This is a genomic window from Brevundimonas sp., from assembly GCF_016463295.1.
Taxonomy (GTDB): domain Bacteria; phylum Pseudomonadota; class Alphaproteobacteria; order Caulobacterales; family Caulobacteraceae; genus Brevundimonas.
This window is the reverse complement of sequence record NZ_JAEMRO010000143.1, coordinates 1-2,820: the sequence shown is the minus strand read 5'-3', so window position 1 is coordinate 2,820 and position 2,820 is coordinate 1. Positions and strand designations below refer to the sequence as shown.

Annotated in this window: 4 protein-coding genes; 1 reads left to right on the top strand and 3 read right to left on the bottom strand. The window is 65.9% G+C overall.

Annotation, left to right across the window (positions count from 1 at the left end; all coding sequences use genetic code 11):
* The 3 genes from JHC81_RS14265 to JHC81_RS14255 all read right to left on the bottom strand — a co-directional run.
* The coding region (locus JHC81_RS14265) for an aldehyde dehydrogenase family protein (protein WP_292175778.1) at nt 1-496 on the bottom strand (496 nt) is incomplete at its 3' end.
* A 93-nt stretch (nt 497-589) separates the two neighbouring features.
* Nucleotides 590-1,498 (bottom strand): alpha/beta hydrolase, encoded by a 909-nt coding sequence (locus JHC81_RS14260; protein ID WP_292175777.1) that lies wholly within the window; start codon nt 1,496-1,498, stop codon nt 590-592.
* A 26-nt stretch (nt 1,499-1,524) separates the two neighbouring features.
* Nucleotides 1,525-2,001: a Fur family transcriptional regulator gene (locus JHC81_RS14255; protein WP_292175776.1), complete on the bottom strand. Its 477-nt coding sequence runs from the start codon at nt 1,999-2,001 to the stop codon at nt 1,525-1,527.
* A 139-nt stretch (nt 2,002-2,140) separates the two neighbouring features.
* On the opposite strand from JHC81_RS14255, the gene JHC81_RS14250 reads away from it, so the two are divergent.
* Nucleotides 2,141-2,820 (top strand): SapC family protein (locus JHC81_RS14250; RefSeq protein ID WP_292175775.1); only part of this gene is annotated, 680 nt, incomplete at its 3' end.

Below are 2,820 nucleotides of genomic sequence, written 5' to 3'. Positions count from 1 at the left end.
CCGCGATGGCCACGCCGAACATCCACATCGGGATCATGGCCGGGAAGTTGAACGGAGTGATGCCCGAAACCACGCCCAGCGGTTGGCGCATCGAATAGACGTCGATGCCGGGGCCTGCGCCCCAGGTGTATTCGCCCTTCAGCGCATGCGGAATGCCGCACGCGAACTCGATGACTTCCAGCCCGCGCTGGATGTCCCCTTTCGAGTCGGCGACCACCTTGCCGTGCTCGGACGACAGCAGTTCGGCCAGCTCGGTCATATGGGCCTCGACCAGCCGTTTGAACTCGAACATCACCCGCGCGCGTCGCTGAGGATTGGTCGAGGACCAGCCTTCGAAGGCCCCTTGTGCCGCCTGAACCGCGCGGTCCATCTCCTCGACGCTGGCCAGTTGCACCCTGGCCTGAACTTCTCCGGTGTTCGGATTGAACACATCGGAGAATCGCCCCGATGCGCCCGTGAAGCTTGCACCGTCGATGAAATGGTTGATGTCGCGCATGGTCGGACGTTTCCCTGAAAGAGCCGCTTGTTCTTGTTGGCGGCGGTTTAGCGGGTCGGTCGAGCCGACACCAGCGCGACCGTATGCGTCGGATCAGACCGCCGCCTCGAACAGGGCATCGCGCGCCACGTCGGCCTGAAGCATGGGGAAGAAGTGGGTGCCGCCCTCGACGGTCTGAACCGTGACGTTCGGCAGGCCGCGCGGATGCTCCGGCACATGACATGTCGATCCGGCCTGCGCCTTCAGGATACGGACCGGACCGCCATAGCGTTTCAGCGCGCGCCAGGGATCGTGGCTCTGGGCCGCATAGTTGGAGGCCTCCCACTCAGGTGGGCAGGTCAGGACGAAACCGTCATCGGTCTGGACCAGACCATCGCCCAGATAGTCGGCGACCATCATTTCGGGCCAGCCACGAAAGGCCCCGCGCCCGACATAGGCGGTCATGGCCTGTTCGCGGCTTTCGAACACGGCCCGGCGCTTGAGCGCATTCTTCACCAGCGGAATACGGCTCGCCAGCCGATCCAGTAGCGGCAGGTGAAAGGCGGCGACGGCGAGGCGGCTCCAGATCACCGGATCGAACAGCACCAGCTGCGAAACCCGGTCAGGCCGTTCGGCAGCCGCCAGGATGGATGAGGTCGCCCCCATCGAATGGCCGGCCAGGACGACCGGCGGCCCCTCCAGGGCGTCCAGCAAGGCCACCAAGTCGTCGCGATGATCGGCCCAATTGCGCCGTCCCTGCGTGGGTGTCGGCAGGGTCGAATGTCCATGCCCCCTCAGATCGGGCGACCATAGGCGGAGCGAGCCGGACAGGGGGGCCAGCAGGCTGCGATAGGTCATGGCGTTGAAGCCGTTGGCGTGGACGAAGACAACGTCCACCGGTCGATCGGGGTCGCCATAGTCCAACACGGCCATGTCGCCCGCGCCCCATCGGTTGTCGACGGGCAGGCTGAGGCGGCGGGGCGGGGAGAGCCGGATCGCGTCCATGAATGGCAAATAGGCCATCGCCTCGCGGGTTACCAGCGATCAGCTCAGGCGCAGGCCGGGCATCGACCGTGGGCCTCGATCGTGGTGCGCTCGATGACATAGCCCTTCGACGCCGCCGCCGCATCGAGCCCGTCGGCCAGGGTCGCCGACACCTCCTGTGTCGCGCCACAGCAATCGCAGATCAGGAAGGCGGCGGCATGGGCGTCCGTGCCCGAGGTGCAGGCGACATAGGCGCTGATGGACGCGATGCGATGCACCAGGCCGTGCCGCTCCAGAAACTCCAGTGAGCGGTAGACGGTCGGCGGCTTGGCCGGCACCCCGTCTGTCCCGAACCGCGCGATCAGGTCGTAGGCCTTGACCGGTTCCCCGGCACTGAGCAGCAGTTCGAGCACGCGGCTGCGGGCCGTCGTCATCCGCTCGCCCTGGCCCGCCAGACGACGCTCGACCTCGCCCAGGGCCAGCCGTACGGCGCCGGCGTCGGGCGGGCCGTCGTGGTGCGTGTGATGACAGCTGTCGCCCATGGCCTGAAGCTAGGGCTTCGAGGGGTCCGTCGCAACCGAGGGGTGGAACCGATATGGCGAAACGCGGTGCCGTTTGCCGCCGCCGCCGGTCTGGGCTAGACACCGCCCTTCCCTTCATTCCAGAGCTCGCATCGCGTCCATGACCGACACAACCTCGACCGCCTCCCTGACCGGCAACGTCCTGTTCTACAGCCAGCCCGAGCCTCTCTCGATCGAGGCGCACGGCACCCTCGGCGTCGATCCGGTCGACCGGCCTTACGACTTCGTCCGTGCGACCAACATTGTGCCGTTGACGGTGACCGAGTTCGCGCCTGCGACCCTGTCCTATCCGGTGATCTTCGTCGGCGATAACAAACAGCCGGTGGCCGTCATGGGCCTGCGCGACGGCGAAAACCTGTTCGTCGGCGACGACGGCCACTTCCGGGGCGACGCCTATATTCCCGCCTATGTGCGTCGCTATCCCTTCGTCTTCGCCAATGACGATGCGCAGAAGCGTCTGGTGCTGTGCCTCGATCGCAACGCCCCCTTCATCAAGGACGGCGGCTCCCAGCCCCTGTTCGTTGACGGCCAGCCCAGCCCCTATGTCCAGCAGGCCTTGGAGTTCTGCAACAACTTCGAAACCGAGCGCCAGCGCACGGACAGCTTCGTCAAGATGCTGACCGATCTGGACCTGTTCGAAACGCGCGAAGCCAACTTCACGCCGCGCAACCCCGACGGTACCGCCGGCAAGGTGCAGAAGATCGCCGAATATTTCGCGATTTCCGAAGACAAGCTGAAGGCCCTGCCGGCCGACAAGCTGGTGGAACTGCGCGACAACGG